Source organism: Microbacterium sp. A93 (assembly GCF_051842835.1).
On sequence record NZ_JBPXMT010000001.1, the window covers coordinates 387,753 to 408,135 of the forward strand.

At 64.9% G+C, this 20,383-nt stretch carries 21 protein-coding genes; all 21 read left to right on the forward strand.

Features of this window, described 5'->3' with window-relative positions:
- The 21 genes from ACSU1G_RS01905 to lgt all read left to right on the forward strand — a co-directional run bounded on the left by ACSU1G_RS01905 (position 1) and on the right by lgt (position 20,272).
- Positions 1-504 (forward strand): PH-like domain-containing protein, encoded by a 504-nt coding sequence (locus ACSU1G_RS01905; protein WP_439278672.1) that lies wholly within the window; start codon positions 1-3, stop codon positions 502-504.
- Positions 501-1,649, forward strand: coding sequence for a glutamine-hydrolyzing carbamoyl-phosphate synthase small subunit (gene carA, locus ACSU1G_RS01910; RefSeq protein ID WP_439278203.1), 1,149 nt, complete (start codon positions 501-503; stop codon positions 1,647-1,649). Before ACSU1G_RS01905 ends, carA begins: the two co-directional genes overlap by 4 nt.
- The gene (carB, locus tag ACSU1G_RS01915; RefSeq protein WP_439278204.1) at positions 1,649-4,936 is read left to right on the forward strand and encodes a carbamoyl-phosphate synthase large subunit; all 3,288 of its coding nucleotides are present in this window, start codon (positions 1,649-1,651) and stop codon (positions 4,934-4,936) included. Before carA ends, carB begins: the two co-directional genes overlap by 1 nt.
- Positions 4,933-5,790, forward strand: coding sequence for an orotidine-5'-phosphate decarboxylase (pyrF, locus tag ACSU1G_RS01920; protein WP_439278205.1), 858 nt, complete (start codon positions 4,933-4,935; stop codon positions 5,788-5,790). Before carB ends, pyrF begins: the two co-directional genes overlap by 4 nt.
- Positions 5,783-6,688 (forward strand): guanylate kinase, encoded by a 906-nt coding sequence (gene gmk / locus ACSU1G_RS01925; RefSeq protein WP_439278206.1) that lies wholly within the window; start codon positions 5,783-5,785, stop codon positions 6,686-6,688. The genes pyrF and gmk overlap by 8 nt, the downstream gene beginning before the upstream one ends.
- 64 nt (positions 6,689-6,752) lie before the next feature.
- Positions 6,753-7,010 (forward strand): DNA-directed RNA polymerase subunit omega, encoded by a 258-nt coding sequence (gene rpoZ / locus ACSU1G_RS01930; RefSeq protein WP_439278207.1) that lies wholly within the window; start codon positions 6,753-6,755, stop codon positions 7,008-7,010.
- A gap of 14 nt (positions 7,011-7,024) precedes the next feature.
- A complete protein-coding gene (metK, locus tag ACSU1G_RS01935) occupies positions 7,025-8,221 on the forward strand; it encodes a methionine adenosyltransferase (protein ID WP_439278208.1) in 1,197 nt (398 codons plus the stop codon).
- A gap of 22 nt (positions 8,222-8,243) precedes the next feature.
- On the forward strand, positions 8,244-10,187 hold the full coding sequence (locus ACSU1G_RS01940) for a primosomal protein N' (protein ID WP_439278209.1): 1,944 nt from the start codon (positions 8,244-8,246) through the stop codon (positions 10,185-10,187).
- Between the two features lie 23 nt (positions 10,188-10,210).
- Entirely contained in the window at positions 10,211-11,146 is a 936-nt protein-coding gene (gene fmt / locus ACSU1G_RS01945; RefSeq protein ID WP_439278210.1) for a methionyl-tRNA formyltransferase, read from the forward strand.
- 59 nt (positions 11,147-11,205) lie between these two features.
- Entirely contained in the window at positions 11,206-12,597 is a 1,392-nt protein-coding gene (locus ACSU1G_RS01950; RefSeq protein WP_439278211.1) for an RsmB/NOP family class I SAM-dependent RNA methyltransferase, read from the forward strand.
- Between the two features lie 4 nt (positions 12,598-12,601).
- Positions 12,602-13,282, forward strand: coding sequence for a ribulose-phosphate 3-epimerase (gene rpe, locus ACSU1G_RS01955; RefSeq protein WP_439278212.1), 681 nt, complete (start codon positions 12,602-12,604; stop codon positions 13,280-13,282).
- Positions 13,279-13,542 (forward strand): phosphoribosyl-ATP diphosphatase, encoded by a 264-nt coding sequence (locus tag ACSU1G_RS01960; RefSeq protein ID WP_439278213.1) that lies wholly within the window; start codon positions 13,279-13,281, stop codon positions 13,540-13,542. Before rpe ends, ACSU1G_RS01960 begins: the two co-directional genes overlap by 4 nt.
- A gap of 39 nt (positions 13,543-13,581) precedes the next feature.
- Entirely contained in the window at positions 13,582-14,421 is an 840-nt protein-coding gene (gene hisG / locus ACSU1G_RS01965) for an ATP phosphoribosyltransferase (RefSeq protein ID WP_439278214.1), read from the forward strand.
- Positions 14,421-15,182, forward strand: a complete 762-nt coding sequence (gene hisF / locus ACSU1G_RS01970; protein WP_439278215.1) for an imidazole glycerol phosphate synthase subunit HisF — start codon at positions 14,421-14,423, stop codon at positions 15,180-15,182. Before hisG ends, hisF begins: the two co-directional genes overlap by 1 nt.
- Positions 15,179-15,562: a phosphoribosyl-AMP cyclohydrolase gene (gene hisI, locus ACSU1G_RS01975; RefSeq protein ID WP_439278216.1), complete on the forward strand. Its 384-nt coding sequence runs from the start codon at positions 15,179-15,181 to the stop codon at positions 15,560-15,562. The genes hisF and hisI overlap by 4 nt, the downstream gene beginning before the upstream one ends.
- Positions 15,559-16,149: a Trp biosynthesis-associated membrane protein gene (locus ACSU1G_RS01980; RefSeq protein WP_439278217.1), complete on the forward strand. Its 591-nt coding sequence runs from the start codon at positions 15,559-15,561 to the stop codon at positions 16,147-16,149. Before hisI ends, ACSU1G_RS01980 begins: the two co-directional genes overlap by 4 nt.
- 48 nt (positions 16,150-16,197) lie before the next feature.
- Complete coding sequence (locus tag ACSU1G_RS01985) at positions 16,198-16,428, forward strand: HGxxPAAW family protein (RefSeq protein ID WP_439278218.1); 231 nt, start codon at positions 16,198-16,200, stop codon at positions 16,426-16,428.
- Positions 16,428-17,204, forward strand: coding sequence for an indole-3-glycerol phosphate synthase TrpC (trpC, locus tag ACSU1G_RS01990; protein ID WP_439278219.1), 777 nt, complete (start codon positions 16,428-16,430; stop codon positions 17,202-17,204). The genes ACSU1G_RS01985 and trpC overlap by 1 nt, the downstream gene beginning before the upstream one ends.
- Positions 17,201-18,439 (forward strand): tryptophan synthase subunit beta, encoded by a 1,239-nt coding sequence (gene trpB, locus ACSU1G_RS01995; RefSeq protein WP_439278220.1) that lies wholly within the window; start codon positions 17,201-17,203, stop codon positions 18,437-18,439. Before trpC ends, trpB begins: the two co-directional genes overlap by 4 nt.
- Entirely contained in the window at positions 18,436-19,239 is an 804-nt protein-coding gene (gene trpA, locus ACSU1G_RS02000) for a tryptophan synthase subunit alpha (RefSeq protein WP_439278221.1), read from the forward strand. Before trpB ends, trpA begins: the two co-directional genes overlap by 4 nt.
- A 10-nt stretch (positions 19,240-19,249) precedes the next feature.
- Positions 19,250-20,272 (forward strand): prolipoprotein diacylglyceryl transferase, encoded by a 1,023-nt coding sequence (gene lgt / locus ACSU1G_RS02005; protein ID WP_439278222.1) that lies wholly within the window; start codon positions 19,250-19,252, stop codon positions 20,270-20,272.
- The last annotated feature ends 111 nt before the right edge of the window (positions 20,273-20,383 follow it).

Here is a 20,383-nt window from a genome sequence, read left to right on the forward strand (position 1 = left end):
ATGCGTGATATTGCAATCGCCATCACCATCGGGGTCGCGCTGCTGATCCTGCTGACGATGTTCCTTTCGTGGCGACGACGTCTTCGACGTGACGCGGTGTATTCCGCGCCGCTGGGTGTTCCCGAACACGCAGAGGTCCTCACGCGCCACGAGGTTCTCTACGTATCAACCACCCGTCACGGCGAGCCGCTGGAACGACTGGCAATCACGCCGCTGGCCTACCGTGCGCGGGGAGAGCTCGCCATCACCGATCGCGGCGCCGCGCTCTGCCTGGACGGATCGCCCACAGTGTTCCTCGCCTCGGCGAAGATCGTCGCTGTGGATCGCGCAACCGTCACGATCGACCGGGTCGTCGAACCCGGGGGACTTGTGCGGCTGGCATGGAAGGTCGATGACGCAACGATCGTCGACTCGTACCTGCGTGCCAGCGCGGGCGACCCCAACAACCTCATCTCAGAACTGCAGCGGCTCATCCCCGCCGATAACTCAGGAGCCACGTCATGACACTGCCTGATCCCGCCGTCCTCGTCTTGGAAGACGGCACACGTCACACGGGTCGCGCCTATGGCGCCCAAGGAACCACTCTCGGCGAAGTCGTCTTCGCTACGGGTATGAGCGGTTACCAGGAGACACTCACCGACCCGTCCTACGCCGGACAGATCGTCCTGCAGACAGCGCCGCACATCGGCAACACCGGGATGAACGACGAAGACTCGGAGTCTCGACGCATCTGGGTCGCCGGCTACATCGTGCGCGATCCCTCACGCGTGGTGTCCAACTGGCGCGCCAACGCCTCTCTCGATGAGATCCTCGTTCGCGACGACATCATCGGGATCAGCGGAATCGATACGCGCTCCATCACGCGTCATATCCGGTCGGCCGGCTCCATGCGTGGAGGCATCTTCTCCGGTGCGGATGCTGCGCTTGACCCAGAGGAGCAGGTACGGATCGTGCGGCAGGCACCAGAGATGAGCGGACAGAATCTGTCGGCCCAGGTCTCGGTGGATGTCGTCACCGTGACGACTGCACTGGGGGAGCGACTCGGAAACCTCGCTGTGCTCGACCTCGGTGTGAAGCAGGCCACGATCGACAATCTCGCCGCTCGCGGCTTCGAGGTGCACGTTCTGCCGCAGAGCGCGACGATCGAGGAGATCCGTGCGGTGAACCCGGTCGCCGTGTTCTACTCGAACGGACCCGGTGACCCGGCCGCATCGGGCGATCACGTCGCTCTCCTGCGCAGCGTGCTCGACGATGGGCTTCCCTTCTTCGGTATCTGCTTCGGGAATCAGCTGCTCGGCCGTGCACTCGGCCTCGGCACCTACAAGCTGCCGTTCGGTCACCGCGGCATCAACCAGCCGGTGCTCGACAAGTCCACCGGCAAGATCGAGATCACGGCCCACAACCACGGGTTCGCGGTCGAGGCCCCTCTTGAAGGCACCTTCGAGAGCCCGAATGGCTACGGCCAGGTCGAGGTCAGCCACATCGGCCTGAACGACAACGTCGTGGAGGGCCTGCGCGCCCTCGACATTCCCGCGTTCTCGGTGCAGTACCATCCCGAAGCCGCTGCCGGCCCGCACGACGCAAACTACCTCTTCGACCGCTTCCGTGATCTGGTTGTGGCCGACATTGCCCAGAAGGACGCCAAGTAATGCCAAAGCGCGACGACATCAACTCCGTCCTCGTCATCGGCTCCGGCCCGATCGTGATCGGTCAGGCCGCTGAGTTCGACTACTCCGGAACACAGGCGTGCCGTGTGTTGCGCGAGGAAGGCGTGCGCGTCATCCTCGTGAACTCCAACCCCGCCACGATCATGACCGATCCGGACTTCGCCGATGCCACGTACATCGAGCCGATCACATGGCAGGTCCTCGAAACGATCATCGCGAAGGAGCGTCCAGATGCAATTCTGCCGACCCTTGGCGGGCAGACAGCGCTCAACGCAGCGATCGAGTTGCACAACCACGGCATCCTCGAGAAGTACGATGTCGAGCTCATCGGCGCGAGCTTCGAGGCCATCAACAAGGGCGAAGATCGTCAGATCTTCAAGCAGCTAGTCCTCGACGCCGGTGCTGAGGTCGCCGACTCTCGTATCGCCCACACCATGGACGAGGTGCTCGCCGGTGCGGCGGAACTCGGCTACCCGCTGGTCGTGCGCCCGAGTTTCACCATGGGCGGTCTGGGCTCTGGCTTTGCGTATGACGAGACCGATCTTCGCCGCATCGCCGGCGCAGGTCTGCACGACTCACCGACCAACGAGGTGCTCCTAGAGGAGTCGATCCTCGGCTGGAAGGAGTACGAGCTTGAGCTCATGCGCGACACGGCCGATAACACGGTCGTAGTCTGCTCGATCGAGAACGTCGACCCGGTCGGTGTGCACACCGGCGACTCGATCACCGTGGCGCCCGCGCTGACCCTCACCGACCGTGAGTATCAGCACATGCGCGACATCGGCATCGATATCATTCGTGCCGTTGGCGTCGATACCGGTGGATGCAACATCCAGTTCGCGGTCGACCCCTCGAACGGTCGCATCATCGTGATCGAGATGAACCCACGTGTCTCTCGCTCGAGCGCATTGGCGTCGAAGGCGACCGGCTTCCCGATCGCGAAACTCGCGGCGAAGCTCGCGCTCGGCTACCGACTCGATGAGATCCCGAACGACATCACCGGTGTGACTCCGGCGAGTTTTGAGCCGACCCTTGACTACGTCGTAGTCAAGGTGCCGCGCTTCGCGTTCGAGAAGTTCCCGGCGGCGGATGCCACGTTGACGACCACCATGAAGTCGGTGGGCGAGGCGATGGCGTTCGGTCGCAACTACGCAACAGCGCTGCAGAAGGCGCTTCGCTCGCTGGAGAAGCGTGGATCGAGCTTCCACTGGGGCGATGAGCCGCGCAGCCTCGAGGAACTCCTAGAGATCTCCCAGACGCCGACCGACGGTCGCATTGTCGTGCTGCAGCAGGCGCTGCGCAAGGGCGCGACCGTTGAGCAGGCGTTCGCGGCCACTGCAATCGATCCCTGGTTCATCGACCAGATCGTGCTGATCAACGAGGTCGCCGACACCGTGCGCACTGCCACTGAACTCGACGCGGAAACCATTCGCTACGCGAAGGAGCACGGCTTCTCCGACGCCCAACTGGCCGAGATTCGCGGCCTCGATGAGGCGGCAGTTCGTGGCCTGCGTCAGGGGTTCGGTGTCCGCCCGGTCTTCAAGACGGTGGACACCTGCGCCGGCGAGTTCCCGGCTCTCACGCCATACCACTACTCGAGCTACGACTTTGAGACGGAAATTGTGCCGTCGGAGCGTACGAAGGTCGTCATCATCGGCTCTGGCCCGAACCGTATCGGCCAGGGCATCGAGTTCGACTATTCCTGCGTGCACGCCTCCTTCGCGCTGTCGGATGCCGGCTTCGAGACCATCATGGTCAACTGCAACCCTGAGACTGTCTCGACCGACTACGACACCTCCGACCGGCTCTACTTCGAGCCGTTGACGCTGGAGGATGTACTGGAAGTCCTGGACGCGGAAGCGGCCAGCGGCACCATCCTCGGTGTCGTCTGCCAGCTCGGCGGGCAGACTCCGCTCGGTCTTGCTAAGGGCATCCAGGCCGCCGGCTACACCGTTTTGGGCACCAGCCCCGAGGCCATCGATATTGCCGAGGAACGTGAGTTGTTCTCACAGTTGCTCGACACTGCGGGCCTCATCGCGCCGCGTCACGGCACGGCGATTGACGCAGACGGCGCTGTCGTGATCGCCGAAGACATCGGCTACCCCGTGCTGGTTCGTCCGAGCTTCGTGCTCGGTGGCCGCGGCATGGAGATCGTCTACGACACCCCCAGCCTGCGCGACTACTTCGTCCGTACGGCGGGCGAGGTCATTGTCGGTCCTGGCACGCCGCTGCTCGTGGACCGCTTCCTGGATGACGCCATCGAGATCGACGTGGACGCGCTCTACGACGGTGCCGAGCTGTACATCGGCGGCGTCATGGAGCACCTCGAAGAGGCCGGTATCCACTCCGGAGATTCCAGCTGTACGCTGCCACCGATCTCGCTCGGCCGGAGTGACATCGACCGCGTGCGCATTGCCACGCTTGCGATTGCCGAGGGCGTAGGCGTGCGTGGCCTGCTGAACGTGCAGTTCGCGATCAGCGCCGGAGTGCTCTACGTCATCGAGGCGAACCCCCGTGCCAGCCGCACGGTGCCGTTCGTGGCGAAGTCGCTGGGCATTCCGCTGGCGAAGGCGGCCAGCCGCATTATGGTTGGCGCGACGATCGCCGAGCTCAAGACCGAGGGAATGCTCCCGCTGTCAGATGGCTCCAGGGTGCCGATGGATGCACCGGTGTCCGTCAAAGAGGCGGTGCTGCCCTTCAAACGGTTCCGCACCAAGACTGGCAAGATCGTCGATTCCGTACTCGGCCCGGAGATGCGCTCCACCGGTGAGGTCATGGGCATCGACAAGGACTTCCCGACCGCGTTCGCGAAGAGCCAGGCCGCAGCGTACGGCGGCATGCCGACCTCCGGCACGGTGTTCATCTCCGTGGCCGACGCCGACAAGCGTGCCGTGATCCTGCCTGCCCACCGCCTGCAGCAACTGGGCTTTAACCTGGTTGCCACTGAGGGCACGGCTGAGATCCTGTCCCGTAACGGCATCGCCGTCACCGTTGTCGCCAAGTACAGCGAGAGCATTGATGCCGGTGAGCAGAACATCGTTGATCTGATCAACAACGGCGAGATCGACATCATTGTGAACACTCCTTCCGGTGGTGCTGCGCGCGCAGACGGCTATGAGATCCGCGCCGCTGCCGTGGCTGCCGACAAGGCATTGTTCACCACGATCGCCGTCCTTGGCGCAGCTGTCAGCGCGATGGATGCTGCGGATCAGGGCTTCAGCGTCAAGAGCCTCCAGGAGTATGCGATCGACCGGCAGGCTGCCCTGTGACCGAACGGTTCGGAGAGCGGGTCCGTGCGGTTCTCACCGCGCGCGGACCGCTGTGCGTAGGAATTGACCCGCATCAGTCGCTGCTCGCCTCCTGGGGGCTCCCAGACTCCGCTGCGGGTGTCAGGGACTTCGGGCTGCGTACGGTGGACGCGGCCGCGGCCGCGGGCCGAGTCGGCCTGGTCAAGCCGCAGGTGTCGTTTTTCGAGCGCTTCGGCTCCGCCGGATTCGCCGCGCTGGAGGATGTGCTGCGTGCAGCGCGTGAGGCGGAGCTTCTCGTGATCGCTGACGCCAAGCGCGGTGACATCGGCACCACGATGGATGCCTATGCCGCCGCCTGGCTGACGCCGGGGTCCCCACTTGAAGCGGATGCGCTCACGGTGAATCCGTATCTCGGAATCGGCGCGCTGGAGAGCACATTCGAACTCGCAGAGTCGAACAGCAAGGGCGTTTTCGTGCTTGCGGCGACGAGCAACCCTGAGGCCGCAACGGTGCAGCGGGCGCGTTCTGTTGCGACGGGAACGCAGACGGTCGCTGCATCGATCATCGAGCAGGTCAGCATCCGCAACGCGCGGGTGACGGCCGATGGTGAGTGGGGGAGCCTCGGCTTCGTCATCGGTGCGACGGTCGACTGGACGGATGCCGGTATTTCGGCGTTCTCTCCGGCCGCGCCCATCCTCGGTCCTGGTTTCGGGGCTCAGGGAGCGGGTCCTGCCGACCTCATCGGTCGTTTCGGGGCAGCGGCACCGATGGTTATCGCGGCCGAGAGCCGCAGCATCCTGTCGGCGGGACCTGATGGTCTCGTCGACGCAATCAATTCTCGTGTTGTGGCGTACCAGGAGGCTCTGAATGGCTGAGCGCACCGTTCCCGAAGTCGATCGGGCTGCCGCGGCACGCCGAGCTGTGGAGCGCCGTCGTGCGCGGGCCGCGGTGAAGCGCTCGCTGACCATGCGCGTCGTTGCCCCACAGTCCATCGCGCGGGAGGCCTTCGAGGATGCAGACTCAGTCGCGGGCTCGATGCGCATCACGGACTTCCTCCTGGCGCTGCCCGCCATCGGCATCGGCAAGCGCGACCGGATCCTGCTCGACCTGGACATCTCTCCCGTCAAGCGTCTGGGCGGACTCGGAGTGCGTCAGCGCGTCAGCCTGACGCAGTGGCTCGACTCGCGATTCCCGGAGCAGGGCCCCCGCTCCGGTCGCAGCCGGTTGCTGGTGCTGGCCGGCCCCACAGCAGTGGGTAAGGGCACGGTCGCCGCTCACATCCGTGAGCACAATCCCGAGATCCACCTCTCCGTCTCGGCGACGACGCGTACGGCGCGCCCTGGCGAGATCGACGGTGTGCACTACTTCTTCGTCGACGACACCGAGTTCGATCGGCTGATCGACGAGGGTGCGCTGCTCGAGCACGCGGTCGTCCACAATCGTTCCCGATACGGCACGCCGCGGCAACCGATCGATGCTGCTCTCGCAGAGGGCAAGACGGTTCTGCTGGAGATCGATCTGCAGGGCGCCCGCCAAGTGCGTGCGGCGGAGCCATCGGCAACGCTCATTTTCCTGCTGCCTCCGTCCTGGGACGAGCTGGTGCACAGGCTGGTCGGCCGCGGCACCGAAAACGAGGAAGAACGTACTCGTCGACTGCGCTCTGCGAAGGTCGAATTGGCCGCGCAGAATGAGTTCGATTACCGGATTGTGAACGAAGACGTCGCCGCAGCAGCGCGCGAGGTCGTAGGATTGTCTGAGGCGACTGCGCGCTGAGCGATTTCGCGCGCCCGCCGATTCGACTTTGCGACGAACCCGTCGCCTGATCTGGAGGTCCACCATGGCCGGTCATCACACCAAGGGCATTATCGATCCCCCCATCGACAACCTGCTCTCCCGCGTCGACTCGAAGTATGAACTGGTCATCTACGCGTCCAAGCGCGCACGCCAGATCAACGACTACTACGCAGATCTCCACGAGGGCAACCTGTTCGACAACGTAGGGCCCCTGGTCGACTCGTCCGTCGAGGACAAGCCGCTCACCATCGCGCTCCACGAGATCAACGAGGACAAGCTCCGCATTCGCCACGCTGAGTGAGGGCTGCGTCCTCGATGAGCGCACTGCGCCTTTTCACATCTGAGTCCGTCACCGAGGGACACCCTGACAAGATCTGCGACCAGATCTCTGACAGCATCCTCGACGCTCTGATCGCCAAAGATCCCGGCTCACGAGTTGCTGTGGAGACTCTTGTCACCACGGGACTCGTGCACGTCGCAGGAGAGATCCGCACCGAGGCATACGTCGACATTCCGACGATCGTCCGCGAGGTTGTCAACAGCATCGGCTACACCTCCAGCGAGACCGGCTTCGACGGCGATTCCTGCGGCGTGAGCATTTCCGTGGGGGAGCAGTCCAGCGACATCGCCCACGGCGTCGATCAGGCGCAGGAACAGCGCGACGGCAGCTCCGTTGACGCGCTCGACGGTCTGGGCGCAGGCGACCAAGGCATCATGTTCGGTTTCGCCACGGTCGAAACTCCCGAGTTCATGCCGATGGCAGGGCACACCGCACATCGCATCGCAGAGCGCCTGGCCGCAGTGCGCCGCTCCGGCGAACTTGCGTTCCTACGACCAGACGGCAAGACGCAGGTCACCCTCGGCTACGAGGGCTTCACACCCAAGACGATCGACGCCGTCGTCCTGTCCACGCAGCATCACCCTGATATCTCTCAGGATGATCTCAAGGAGCAGGTGCGCCGCCTCGTCATCGATCCGGTTCTGGAGAGCACCGGTCTTGCGATGCCGGCGAACGATCGCTACTTCATCAATCCTGCAGGGCCCTTCGTCACTGGAGGACCCAAGGGCGACGCCGGGCTCACCGGGCGCAAGATCATCATCGACACCTACGGTGGCGCAGCCCGCCACGGTGGCGGTGCCTTCAGCGGCAAGGATCCGTCGAAGGTCGACCGTTCGGGCGCCTACGCCATGCGCTGGGTAGCGAAGAACGCCGTCGCCGCCGGCCTCGCAGAACGCCTCGAAGTTCAGGTCGCCTACGCGATCGGCGTGGCACGCCCCGTCGGTCTGTACGTCGAGAGCTTCGGTACCGGGAAGGTCTCCGACGAGGTGATCACGGAAGCGATCCGCAAGGTCTTCGACCTTCGACCGCAGGCGATCATCGAAGAACTTGATCTGCTGCGCCCGATCTATCGTCAGACGGCCGCGTACGGCCACTTCGGCCGCGAGCTGGAAGAGTTCACCTGGGAGCGCACAGACCGCGCCGACGAGCTGCGCCGCGCCGCGGGGCTGTGATGCGCACGCGCGGAGCCCGGCGATGAGCCGGCGCATCGCGCGGGTGCAGCTGGAGTCTCCGCTGCCCCAGCTGGACCGACTGTTCGATTACGCACTTCCGGACGAACTCGGTGATGTCCAGGTCGGCGTGCGCGTGCGTGTGCCGCTGCGCACCGCCGGGCGGCTCGTCGACGCCTACGTCATCGAGGTTGCTGCAGAAGACGACGCTGAGCGTCCGCTGTCCGCGGTGGAGGCGATCGTCTCGGCAGTGCCAGTGCTGCCTGAACGCCTTTACCGCCTTGCCCGCCGTACAGCAGACCGCGCTGCGGGCTCCGCTTCCGACATCCTTCGCCTGGTCATTCCCAAGCGACAGGTGCGTGTCGAGAAGGCGTGGAAGGCGGATGCCGCGCCACCCGTGCTCACGGCGGAATCGGTCGAACGCGCGGACGCTGTGCTCGAGGAGTACGACGGACTCGCCACGCTGCTGGAGGAACGACAGCGCGGCGCCGTCGAGGCTATTCCGGGAGTCCGAGACGGCGTGCTGCGCTGGACCGAGCTGTTCGCGGCTGCAGCGTCCCGGATGCTCGCATCCGGGTCCTCCTCGATTCTGGTGGTACCCGATCATCGTGACCTCGACCGGTTGCTCGCCACGCTGGGGGAGTTTTTGCCGCCCGAAGCCATCGTGCGACATGACTCGCGACAGACGAACCCCGACCGCTATCGCGGGTTCCTGCGCACGCTGGAAGATGCGCCCTGCGTCGTCGTCGGCAACCGCTCGGCCGTTTACTCGCCGGTCCGCGCTGACCTGGTCATGATCTGGGATGACGGCGACCCCTTGCTCGGTGAACAGCTCGCGCCCTACGTGCACGCGAGAGATGCCGCACTTCTGCGTCAGGAGCAGGAGGGTTCTGCGCTGATGCTCGCCGGGCATACCCGCACGTCTGATGCCGAACGCCTCGTACTCAGAGGCTGGCTGAAGGATGTCCGCGCGGTGCGGCGAGTACTGCCGAAGGTCGTGCTGAGCACGACTCATGAGATGGAAGCACCCTCCCAGCGCGTGCACTCCAGCGCGTTCGCCGCGGCACGAAAGGCCACAGAGCACGGCCCAGTACTGGTGCAGGTGTCGCGGCCTGGCTTCTCGCCAAGCCTGGTGTGCGCCGAGTGCCGTGCCCCCGCCCGCTGCGCGCCCTGTGGAGGCCCTCTCGGGGCACGCCACAGAGGCGCTGTGCCGGTGTGCGCCTGGTGCGGTATATCGGCGCGGGCGTGGAGCTGCCCGTCATGTTCGTCTACACAGCTGCGACTGGCGTCATCGGGGAGCGAACGCACCGCCGACGAGCTCGGCCGTGCGTTTCCCGGGGTGCGCGTGATCGTCGCCGACGGTGCACACCCCGTCGAATTGGTCTCTGCCGCGCCGGCACTGGTGGTCGCAACGCGTGGCGCAGAACCACTGGCAGATGGGGGCTACCGCGCGGTCGTGCTGTTGGACGGCTCGCGGATGCTGCAGGCGCCTGACCTCCGTATCGGTGAGTCCTGCCTGCGCTGGTGGTCCAATGCCGCAGCCCTTGCCGCGCCAGGCGCTCCGGTTCATCTGGTTGGCGTGGACGGTGCAGTCGGACGAGCACTGGCCACCTGGAATCAAGCCGGCTATGCGCGCTCCGAACTGGAAGAGCGCGCCCCGCTGCACATGCCACCCACGACTCGAGTTGCCCTTGTCGAAGGGGTACCCGACTCCGTTGAGCGCGCCCTCGACGCGCTGCGAGAGTTGCCATTGCCATCGGATGCGGTCCTCGGGCCGGTGCCGATCGAGACGGACGAAGGGCGCGTGCGCGCGCTGGTCCGTTTCGAATACGGCGCCGGCAGTGTCGTTTCCACGGCTCTTCGCGCTGTAGTGGTGGCAGAGGCTGTTAAGCGACGCCGCCGGCGAGGGCAGAACAATACGCGCATCCCGCTTTCATTGCGGCTCGATATCCTCGATCCAGAGCTCTAACCCATTCCTTCCGGAGAACCTTTATGCGACTCGTCTTCGCCGGCACACCCGCCGCTGCCGTCCCCACTCTGCGCACGCTTGCGCTCTCACACGAGATCGTCGCGGTTGTCACACGCCCTGATGCGCCGCTCGGGCGCAAGCGCGTGCTGACTCCCTCCGCGGTCGCGCAGGCTGCCGCGGAAATGGGACTGCCGATCATCAAGGCGGCCCGTCTCGATGATGATGCGACCGGGCGGATCAGTGCGCTGCGTCCAGAGCTCGGTGTGATCGTCGCGTACGGAGGGCTGGTTCGTGAGCCGCTGCTTTCGACGCCGACCCACGGTTGGATAAACCTGCACTTTTCATTGCTGCCGCAGTGGCGTGGTGCGGCACCGCTGCAGCGTGCGCTGATTGCCGGAGATGCCGAGGTAGGGGTGAGCGTTTTCCAGCTCGTCGCTGCGCTGGATGCTGGCGACGTCTTCGCCGCGCGCACTGTGCCGCTGCCATCTGATGCCAACGCCGATTCTGCGCTCGACGTGCTCGCCCATGATGGCGCGGATCTCACCGCCGAGGTCGTGGCAGGTATCGCGGACGGCACCGCGACAGCTCTCCCGCAGGAGGGTGAAGTCACGGTGGCGCCGAAGCTCACGCTCAACGACGGGCAGTTGGACTGGACTCTTCCGGTGGACGAGATCTACGCGCGATTCCGCGGCGTCACGCCTGAACCAGGAGCACACACGACCGTGGGTGATCTTCGCGTCAAGATTCTCGGGGCGTCTCCTGCCGACGGTGTGGATGTGTCTGAGGCAGGTGCGCTTGCGCCCGGCGTTATCGCGGCGACGAAACACTCGCTGTTGATCGGCACGGCGACAACGCCGCTCGAGGTCACTCGAGTACAGCCCGCAGGAAAAGGAGCCATGAACGCCACAGACTGGTGGCGCGGCTTTCGCAGCGACGACACTCTGCGAGCCGGCGCATGAGCGGTGAGCAGCGGCGCCCGGCACAGAATCGCCCGGACCGCCCCGCACAGAATCGCCACGTGCAACCCGCCCGACGCGTCGCCTACGACGTGCTGAGAGCAGTCAGCGAATCTGACGCCTATGCGAACCTGCTCCTGCCGTCAGCGATCACAGACGCAGGTCTGAACACGCAGGATGCCGCCCTCGCCACCGAGCTGACCTACGGCACTCTGCGGCGTCGCGGCACCTATGACGCGATCATCGCTTCTGCCGCCGGCCGTCCCACCGAGGAGATCGATGGCGCCGTGCTCGACGCATTGCGTCTTGCGACGCACCAGCTGCTGGCCACGCGCGTTGCCACCCACGCAGCCGTGAACGAATCGGTGAATCTTGTCGCGTCGAACCTCGGTCGTGGTCCGTCCAGCTTTACGAATGCGGTACTGAGGAAGATCTCCCGCGACACACCAGAGCAGTGGGAAGAGCGCATCGAACAAGAGGCCCGCTCGGACGATGAGCGACTAGGGCTGCGCACTGCGCATCCGGTATGGATCATCCGTGCACTGCGCCGTGCCCTCGCCGCGCAGGGTCGCGCCGATGAGCTGGAGTCTCTGCTGGACGCCGACAACGTCTCGCCAGAGGTCACGCTGGTCGCGCTTCCCGGCCTCGCCGAGCGTGGCGAACCGGCCAAGCCCTACGCGGTGACCGCCTTCGGCTCGCCAGGTGGGGATCCGCAGAAGATTATGGCCGCTGCGGGTGGCACGGTACGCGTTCAGGATGAGGGATCCCAACTGGTCGCGCTGGCGCTCACTTCGGCCAAGCCGATCGCGGCGGGGGAGCAGTGGCTGGATCTCTGCGCGGGCCCCGGCGGCAAGACCGCACTGCTGGCCGCGATCGCGCGCCAGCACGAAGTGACGCTCGAGGCCAATGAGGTCATCCATGCCCGCGCCGGACTCGTGCGCAGAGCGTTGAAGGCTGTGCCGGGCGATGTCGTCGTCCATGAACAGGATGGGCGTGAGCTCACCGCGGCGAACCCTGGTCGATACGACCGTATCCTCGTGGACGCGCCGTGCACTGGCCTCGGCGCCCTCCGTCGGCGACCCGAGGCGCGATGGCGCAAGACCCCGGCCGATGTCGCAGCGCTTGTGCCGCTGCAGGAACAGCTGCTGGCTGGCGCCCTCGACGCCCTCGCTCCGGGTGGCATCGTCGCCTATGTGACGTGCTCGCCCCACCTCGCTGAGACTTCAGGCGTCGTCGCTGAAGTGCTGCGCACCCGCAACGACATCGTTGAGTTGGATGCCAGGGCGGTACTGACCCAGCTCGCACAGAGCCCCATCGATCTGGGCACGAACGAATCCGGTCAGGTACAGCTGTGGCCGCACCGACACAACACCGACGCGATGTTCCTCGCGCTGCTGCAACGCACTGAACAGCCGAGAACAGATCAGTCAAAGAACACCGAGAACGGAGAATGACCAGATGAGCCTTCCCAGCGCTCCGCGTATCAATCCCAGCATCCTCTCCGCTGACTTCGTCAACATGCAGGCAGATCTCGCCCGCATCGCCACCGCCGACTTTGTGCATGTCGACGTGATGGACAACCACTTCGTGCCGAACCTGACGTTTGGCCCGCAGATGGTGGAACGCATCCAGGCCACAAGTCCCGTACCTCTCGATGTGCATCTGATGATCTCTGATCCAGATCGCTGGGCGCCCGGTTACGCGGAGCTGGGCGCGGCCAGCGTCACATTCCACCTCGAAGCCGCAGCCGAACCCGTCACGCTCGCACGGCGACTCCGCGATATCGGTTCCCGTGCCGGTATCGCGATCAAGCCAGGCACGTCCGGCGACAGCCTGTACGAGATCCTCGACGAGTTCGACCAGATCCTCGTGATGACGGTGGAACCCGGCTTCGGGGGCCAGGGATTCATGACCCAGGCGATGCCGAAGTTGAGCGCGCTGGTCGCCGAGGCACGACGGCGTGGATCCAGTGTCTGGTTCCAGGTGGATGGTGGTATCTCCGACGACACGATCGCTCAGGCCGCCGAGGCGGGCGCCGACACATTTGTCGCCGGATCTGCCGTATACGGTGCTGTGAACATCGAAGCGGCCATCAGCGGGCTCCGAGAGCGCGCGCGAGCCGCTAGCCTTGAAGCGTGAAGACTTTCGACGAGCTGTTCGCTGAGCTCAGCGTCAAGGCCGAGACCCGCCCTGCCGGTTCCGGCACCGTCGCCGAACTCGACGGCGGAGTGCACACGATCGGCAAGAAGATCGTCGAGGAAGCCGCCGAGGTATGGATGGCATCCGAGTACGAATCTGACGCCGAGGCTGCTGAAGAGATCTCTCAGCTGCTGTATCACGTGCAGGTGATGATGATCGCGAAGGGGCTGAGCCTCGAAGATGTCTACCGACATCTCTGATGTGTGCCGCCCCCTTCCTCTGATCTGAAAGTTCTCCCCATGCTGCGTATTGCTGTTCCTAACAAGGGCTCGCTCGCCGAGACCGCCGCCGAGATGCTCGCCGAAGCCGGTTACTCCGGTCGTCGAGACTCCAAGACCCTGCACGTCGTCGACGCGCCGAACGACGTCGAGTTCTTCTTCCTTCGGCCACGCGACATCGCCACTTACGTGGAATCCGGCGCGCTTGACGTCGGCATCACGGGGCGTGACCTGCTGCGTGATGTTCCTCAGCAGGCCCGTGAGATTCAGGCGCTCGGTTTCGCGCACTCCACGTTCCGCTTTGCCGCCCCGGCCGGAAAGTTCTCCTCGATTGAGGATCTGGCTGGCGTGCGCATCGCATCCGCTTACCCCGGCCTCGTCGACACATTCCTGCGTGAGCACGGCGTCGAGGCAACCCTCGTGCCGCTCGACGGCGCGGTCGAATCGGCTGTGCAGCTCGGCGTCGCCGATGCGATCGCAGATGTCGTCGAAACCGGAACCACGCTCCGTCAGGCGGGCTTGGAGATCTTCGGCCCCGTCATCATCGAGTCAGAGGCCGTGCTCATCAGCCGTCCCGGCGATGCTGAGGGCACCGAGAGGCTGCTGCGGCGCCTGCGCGGAGTGATCGTTGCGCGTCGCTATGTGTTGCTCGACTACGATCTGCCAGCCGAGCTGCTCGACCAGGCTGCGGCAATCGCCTCCGGTCGTGAGTCGCCGACTGTTTCACCGTTGCAGGACCCGAAGTGGATCGCCGTGCGCGTGATGCTGCCGCGCAAGGGAATCAACCAGGTGATGGATGACCTCTACGCGCTCGGCGCTCGGGCGCTGCTGGTTACGGCCATCCACGCTGCGAGACTCTGATGACGCTCACCAGTCGCGTCATCCCGTGCCTTGATGTGGCCGCTGGTCGCGTCGTCAAGGGCGTGAACTTTGAGAATCTGCGCGATATGGGCGACCCCGTCGAGCTGGCCGCACACTACGCCGCGCAGGGTGCCGACGAGATCACTTTCCTCGACGTCACCGCCACGGTCGACGAACGTGCCACCACCTACGACGTCGTGCAGCGCACCGCCGAACAGGTATTCGTGCCGCTCACCGTCGGCGGAGGCGTGCGCAGTGTCGAAGACGTCGCACGATTGCAGGGCGTTGGCGCGGACAAGGTCGGAGTGAACTCGGCCGCAATCGCTCGTCCTGATCTGATCGGCGAAATCGCCGACCGCTTCGGTGCACAGGTCCTCGTCCTCTCTCTGGATATCAAGCGCGCATCCACGACGCCATCCGGCTTCATGGTGACCACGCACGGCGGCCGCACGGCGACCACTCTGGACGCGCTGTCGTGGGCACGCGAAGCAATCGAGCGCGGCGCTGGAGAGCTCCTGGTCAACTCGATTGACGCGGATGGCACTCGTGACGGTTTCGATCTGGAACTGGTTCGCCTCATGCGTGAGGTGTCATCTGTGCCAGTGATCGCCTCCGGCGGCGCGGGCGCAGCCACCGACTTCGCACCCGCGATCAAGGCCGGAGCGGATGCCGTGCTCGCCGCGAGCGTGTTCCACTCCGGTGCGTTGACGGTGGGAGACGTGAAGGACGCCATGCGCGCCGAAGGGATACTGGTTCGATGAGCGACCTCGAAGCTCGGATCGCTCAGGTCGATTGGAACGCCGATGGGCTTGTTCCGGCGATCGTGCAGCAGTGGGACACCCGTGAGGTGCTGATGCTCGCCTGGGTGGATGCGGAGGCGCTGCGCCGCACACTGACCAGCGGCCGCGTCACCTACTGGTCGCGCTCGCGCCAGGAGTACTGGCGGAAGGGCGACACCTCGGGCAACGTGCAGCACATTCACGAGGCGCGACTCGACTGCGACGGTGACGCCATCCTGCTGCTCGTCGATCAGAGTGGTCCTGCATGTCACACCGGCACGCGTACGTGCTTTGACGCGGCCGATCTCGAAGCCGTCGACGGATTGTCTGCCGAGCGGACGGAATCAGGCGACGCCGAATGAGTTTCGTCCGCCGCGGCCGCAGCACCTCCGTCATCGGGCTTCTGCTCGCCGGCGGGATCGGCATCATCTCGTCCACGCAGACCTGGTTGACGGTAGATCGAGCGGATGCCGGTGAGTCGATCCTCGTCCCCGGTGCAGATGCTGTCGCACTGCTGGCCCCGCTGAGCCTCGCGGTGCTCGCACTCGGCGCCGCGATCGCGATCGTCGGCCCGGCGTTGCGCTACGTCTTTGCGACCCTTGCGCTTCTCGCCGGGGTCTTGCTTTCCTGGTGGACGGCCGAGATCCTCTTCAGCGCCCCGGAGACAGCGGTGGCGCCGACTGTGACCGAGACGACGGGGCTTGCCGGAGGGACAGCCGTCTCTGACCTGATCGCGTCGATCACGCCCTCGTCCTGGCCATTGCTCGCCCTGATCGGCTGGGTCCTGCTGATTGTGACGTCGGTGTTCGTGCTCGTCACTGCGAGTCGATGGAAGACCGGTGGCAAGCGTTTCCGCACCGATACTCACTCCCATGAAGATGCCGACAGCACCGTCGACGCGATCGATTCTTGGGATGACCTGTCGCGTGGCACTGACCCCACTCGGTGACCCGGATAGACTGAACGTAATACCCGCACGACCGCCTCGGAGGAGAACATGACCAACCCGATCGCTGACCCCGGCCACGGACACTCGCCGGCGGCATGGACCGCTGTGGTGGTCATGCTCATTGGCGTAGCGGCCGGCACGGTCGCCTACTGCCTTGACCAGCCTCTTTTCGTCTGGATCTCCGTCGGCATCGTTGTCGTCGGCATGCTTCTGGGCGTGATCCTGGCCAAAGCTGGTTGGGGAGTGAACGGCCACAAGTATTCCCCTAAGGGGCACTAGTGGTCCTCGCCGACCTGACGGCCGGCGCAGTCGCGGATGCCGAGCGTCGCGCGCTCACTCGTCCGCTCGCAGCGGTCGAACAGGCAGCCCTCGCGCGCCCGGCAGCCAAAGACGCACGCGCAGCACTGGCGCCTGCCGCACAGGTGAAGATCATCGCCGAAGTGAAGCGTGCCAGTCCATCTCGCGGCGCGCTCGCTGATATTCCCGATCCCGCGTACCAGGCGTCGCTTTATGAGACCGGCGGCGCATCCGCGATCAGCGTGCTGACCGAGGAGCGGCGATTCGGCGGCAGCCTGGCCGATCTCGAGGCGGTTACTGCACGTGTGTCTCTGCCCGTGCTGCGCAAGGACTTCATCGCCACGCCGTATCAGGTGTTAGAGGCGCGCGCCGCTGGCGCCGACCTCGCACTGCTGATCGTCGCGGGGCTTGAGCCGAAGGTTCTGCACGATCTCTTCGCGCTGATCACCGATCTGGGTATGACGCCGTTGGTCGAGACACACTCGGCCGACGAGCTGGAAGCCGCAATCGATCTCGGAGCGTCTCTCATCGGTGTCAACGCGCGCAACCTGAAGACCCTTGAGCTTGATCGCGATCTGTTCAGCACACTGGTTGATCGGATTCCCGCGGATGCCGTGAAGATCGCGGAGTCCGCTGTGCTCACATCAGCCGACGTCGCGCGCTACCGCTCGGCGGGTGCAGATGTCGTGTTGATCGGCGAAGCGCTGGTCACCGGTGATCCGGTCGCCACGCTGAAGAGCTTCTTGGAGGTGGGATGAGCCTGCGCGACCAACCGGGGCCGTTCTTCGGCGAATTCGGCGGAAGATTCATGCCGGAGTCGTTGATCGCGGCGATCGACGAGCTTACCGAGGCCTACGAACAGGCCATCGTTGATCCCGCATTCCGCGCTGAACTCGCACGCCTGCTCAGTTCCTACGCCGGGCGTCCGTCTGCGCTCACCGAAGTGAAGCGATTCGCGGCGCACGCGGGGGGAGCCCGCATATTCCTCAAGCGCGAGGACCTCAACCACACCGGCAGCCACAAGATCAACAACGTCCTCGGCCAGGCGCTGCTCACACAGCGACTCGGAAAGACCCGCGTGATCGCGGAGACCGGCGCCGGTCAGCATGGCGTCGCCACGGCGACGGCGGCCGCGCTGTTCGGCTTGGACTGCACCATCTACATGGGCGAGGTCGACACCGAGCGGCAGGCACTCAACGTCGCTCGCATGCGTCTGCTGGGTGCCGAGGTGATTCCGGTCACCACTGGCTCCCGCACCCTGAAGGATGCGATCAACGAGGCGTATCGCGACTGGGTCGCCACGGTAGAGACGACCAACTACATCTTCGGAACCGCGGCAGGCCCGCATCCGTTCCCGGCGATGGTCCGCGACTTCCAGAAGATCATCGGCGAAGAGGCACGCCAGCAGCTGCTCGACGAAACCGGGCGCCTGCCGGATTCCGTCGTGGCATGTGTCGGTGGCGGCTCCAACGCGATCGGCATGTTCGATGCCTTCCTCGATGACCCAGGCGTCAAGCTCTACGGTGTGGAGGCGGCCGGCGACGGCGTCGACACGGACAAGCACGCGGCATCCATCGAACGAGGACGCCCCGGTGTGCTGCACGGCGCACGCACGTATGTGCTGCAGGACGAAGACGGCCAGACTGTCGAGTCGCACTCGATCTCTGCCGGCCTCGACTACCCGGGCGTGGGTCCGGAGCACTCCTGGCTCGCTGACATCGGTCGTGCAGAATACATCCCCGCCACCGATGACGAGGCGATGCAGGCACTGCGCCTGCTGAGTCGCACCGAAGGCATCATCCCCGCGATCGAGTCCGCGCACGCCCTGGCTGGCGCATTGCGCATCGGCCAGGAACTGGGTTCAGATGCCATCATCGCTGTCTGCCTGTCCGGCCGTGGTGACAAGGATATGGACACCGCGGCACGCTACTTCGAGCTGTACGACAAGGACGCTGCCGACGCGGCAGCCGCGGATGAGGAGACTTCGCGATGAGCCGCGTCGAAGCAGCCATTCAGAAGGCTCACGATGCCGGGCGGGGTGCCTTCATCGGATACCTTCCGGTCGGATTTCCTGATTTGGACACCAGCATCCAGGCTGCACTCACGCTTGCGCGCAATGGTGTTGACGTCATCGAACTCGGGCCGCCATACAGTGACCCGGTGATGGACGGTCTGGTCATCCAGGAAGCCACACAGACCGCTCTCGCAGCCGGCTTCAAGACACGGGATCTCTTCACCGCGATCGCTGCGATCAGCGCAGAGACCGACGTTCCCGTTGTCGTGATGAGCTACTGGAACCCGGTGCTGCAGTATGGCGTCGATCGTTACGCCGACGATCTGCTTGCCGCCGGCGGAGCAGGTCTCATCACCCCTGACATCACACCGGAAGCCGCAGGGGAGTGGATCGCCGCAAGCGAGCGCACCGGCCTCGATCGCATCTTCCTCGCCGCACCGACCTCGACCGATGAGCGTCTCGATCTCGTCGTGAAATCGTCCACCGGTTTCATCTACACGGTGTCGACCATGGGCATTACGGGCGAGCGCGCCGAACTCGACCAGGCAGCGCGCACGCTGGTTGCACGCCTTCGCGCACACGGCGCCACCCGCGCCTGCGTCGGTATCGGCATCTCAACTGCCGAACAGATCGCCGGTGTCGTCGAATACGCTGACGGCGCCATCGTCGGCACCGCACTGGTACGAGCCCTCCGCGATGGCGGCCTTGAGGCTCTCGCGGACGTCACCAAATCCCTTGCTGCGGGCACACCGTCCGCAGTCACCTCACACGAGAACTAGAATCGCACTCATGTCACTCGCGTTCCACACTGCCCTCACTGGCGTGCTCACCAGCATCCCGAGTCCCGAGGTCAGCTACATCGACCTCGGACCGCTGCGTATCCACTTCTACGCGCTCTGCATCATCGCGGGGATCATCGTCGCCACGCTGATGACGAACAGTCGTCTCACGAAGCGCGGAGCCGAGCCGTGGGTTGTCATCGACATCGCCATTCTCGCGGTGCCGCTCGCCATCATCGGCGCACGCATCTTCCACGTTCTGACGCACCCGAACTTCTATTTCGGCGAGGGCAAGAACACCTGGAACCCCTTTGAACCCGGATCCGTCTGGGCAATCTGGGAGGGTGGCATTGCGATCTTCGGCGCACTTCTCGGTGGTGCAGTCGGTGCATATCTTGGATGCAAGTGGACCGGCATCCGATTCTGGACCTTCGCTGACGCTCTCGCCCCCGGTCTCCTGCTCGCACAGGCGATGGGCCGGTTCGGCAACTGGTTCAACCACGAACTCTTCGGCCTGCCGACAGACCTGCCGTGGGGCCTGGAGATCGAATCCGACAACGTCGCGTTCCCCCCAGGGCTTGCCGAAGGCACCCTCTTTCACCCCACCTTCCTCTATGAGGTCGTCTGGAACGTGCTCGGCGTTTTCTTCCTGCTCTGGATCGGGCATCGCCTGAGCCTGCAGTGGGGCAAGGTCTTCGCGATCTACCTGATCTGGTACAGCGCGGGCCGCATCGTCTGGGAGTCGATCCGCATCGATCCCAGCGAGATCATTCTTGGCCTGCGCAGCAACGTGTGGGCCGCGATCATCGGCGTTGTTGTCGGCATCGTGATCCTCGTCGTGCAGACACGCCGTCACACTGGCCGCGAAGCGACACCGTACGCTCCCGGGCGCGCGCGGAAAGATACCGACGCTGTTGTAGAATCGCAGGACAATCTCGATGATTTCGTCGACGTGAGCGAGCCTCCGGTCGACGTCATCGCTGGAGCTACCGCCAAAAGCACCGCTCCCACGGGCGAAGACAGCCCCCGGTAAAAGCCTCACTCGCCGAGTAAGGAAACCATTGCACTGAACGAGCGGGCCGACGTCGTCCCCGGTGTCACTTGATTATCTGAGGACGGTACTCGTGTACTTCCAACCTCCCTA

What these genes read in the sequence shown, in the direction of transcription:
- ACSU1G_RS01940 (WP_439278209.1), top strand. Translation starts at nt 8,244, where the DNA reads ATGAGCCGGCGCATCGCGCGGGTGCAGCTGGAGTCTCCGCTGCCCCAG.
- hisG (WP_439278214.1), top strand. Translation starts at nt 13,582, where the DNA reads ATGCTGCGTATTGCTGTTCCTAACAAGGGCTCGCTCGCCGAGACCGCC.
- ACSU1G_RS01905 (WP_439278672.1), top strand. Translation starts at nt 1, where the DNA reads ATGCGTGATATTGCAATCGCCATCACCATCGGGGTCGCGCTGCTGATC.
- rpoZ (WP_439278207.1), top strand. Translation starts at nt 6,753, where the DNA reads ATGGCCGGTCATCACACCAAGGGCATTATCGATCCCCCCATCGACAAC.
- rpe (WP_439278212.1), top strand. Translation starts at nt 12,602, where the DNA reads ATGAGCCTTCCCAGCGCTCCGCGTATCAATCCCAGCATCCTCTCCGCT.
- gmk (WP_439278206.1), top strand. Translation starts at nt 5,783, where the DNA reads ATGGCTGAGCGCACCGTTCCCGAAGTCGATCGGGCTGCCGCGGCACGC.
- carA (WP_439278203.1), top strand. Translation starts at nt 501, where the DNA reads ATGACACTGCCTGATCCCGCCGTCCTCGTCTTGGAAGACGGCACACGT.
- ACSU1G_RS01980 (WP_439278217.1), top strand. Translation starts at nt 15,559, where the DNA reads ATGAGTTTCGTCCGCCGCGGCCGCAGCACCTCCGTCATCGGGCTTCTG.
- carB (WP_439278204.1), top strand. Translation starts at nt 1,649, where the DNA reads ATGCCAAAGCGCGACGACATCAACTCCGTCCTCGTCATCGGCTCCGGC.
- lgt (WP_439278222.1), top strand. Translation starts at nt 19,250, where the DNA reads ATGTCACTCGCGTTCCACACTGCCCTCACTGGCGTGCTCACCAGCATC.
- trpA (WP_439278221.1), top strand. Translation starts at nt 18,436, where the DNA reads ATGAGCCGCGTCGAAGCAGCCATTCAGAAGGCTCACGATGCCGGGCGG.
- metK (WP_439278208.1), top strand. Translation starts at nt 7,025, where the DNA reads ATGAGCGCACTGCGCCTTTTCACATCTGAGTCCGTCACCGAGGGACAC.
- hisI (WP_439278216.1), top strand. Translation starts at nt 15,179, where the DNA reads ATGAGCGACCTCGAAGCTCGGATCGCTCAGGTCGATTGGAACGCCGAT.
- fmt (WP_439278210.1), top strand. Translation starts at nt 10,211, where the DNA reads ATGCGACTCGTCTTCGCCGGCACACCCGCCGCTGCCGTCCCCACTCTG.
- hisF (WP_439278215.1), top strand. Translation starts at nt 14,421, where the DNA reads ATGACGCTCACCAGTCGCGTCATCCCGTGCCTTGATGTGGCCGCTGGT.
- ACSU1G_RS01985 (WP_439278218.1), top strand. Translation starts at nt 16,198, where the DNA reads ATGACCAACCCGATCGCTGACCCCGGCCACGGACACTCGCCGGCGGCA.
- trpB (WP_439278220.1), top strand. Translation starts at nt 17,201, where the DNA reads ATGAGCCTGCGCGACCAACCGGGGCCGTTCTTCGGCGAATTCGGCGGA.